The sequence below is a fragment of the Streptomyces javensis genome (assembly GCF_039525925.1).
Taxonomy (GTDB): domain Bacteria; phylum Actinomycetota; class Actinomycetes; order Streptomycetales; family Streptomycetaceae; genus Streptomyces; species Streptomyces asiaticus.
Map to the genome: position 1 here is coordinate 1 of NZ_BAAAIF010000281.1, position 650 is coordinate 650.

Here is a 650-nt window from a genome sequence, read left to right on the forward strand (position 1 = left end):
TATGCAGGGCGGCGTCGAGGAGAGCCGGATGCAGACCGAAGCGACCCGCCTCAGCCCGCTGCTCCTCCGCGAGCGCCACCTCCGCGAACACCTCATCACCACGACGCCACGCAGCCCGCACCCCCTGAAACACCGGCCCATACTCCAAACCCACCCCAGCCAACCGCTCATACACACCACCCACATCCACCGCCACCGCATCCACCGGCGGCCACACACTCAACTCCTCCGCCACCACCGGAACATCAGCCGACAACACCCCCGTCGCATGCCGCGTCCACAACCCCTCACCCTCACCCTCCACCTGCGAAAACACACCCACCACACGCCGACCCACCCCATCCGGCGCACCCACCGACAACTGCACCCGCACCCCACCACACTCAGGCACCACCAACGGCGCCTCCAACGTCAACTCCTCCAACCACCCACAACCCACCCCATCACCCGCACGCAACACCAACTCCACCAACGCCGCCCCCGGCACCACCACCACACCCCACACCGCATGATCAGCCAACCAACCATGCGAAACCAACGACAACCGCCCCGTCAACAACACCCCATCCACACCCGCCAACCCCACCACCGCACCCAACAACGGATGATCAGCCGAACCCAAACCAGCGGATGTCACATCGCCGACGGCC

The 650-nt window shown here is 66.2% G+C and carries 1 protein-coding gene; it reads right to left on the minus strand.

The window, feature by feature from the left end; all coding sequences use genetic code 11:
* The coding region (locus ABD329_RS47960; RefSeq protein ID WP_344318317.1) for a polyketide synthase dehydratase domain-containing protein at window positions 1-650 on the minus strand (650 nt) is incomplete at both ends.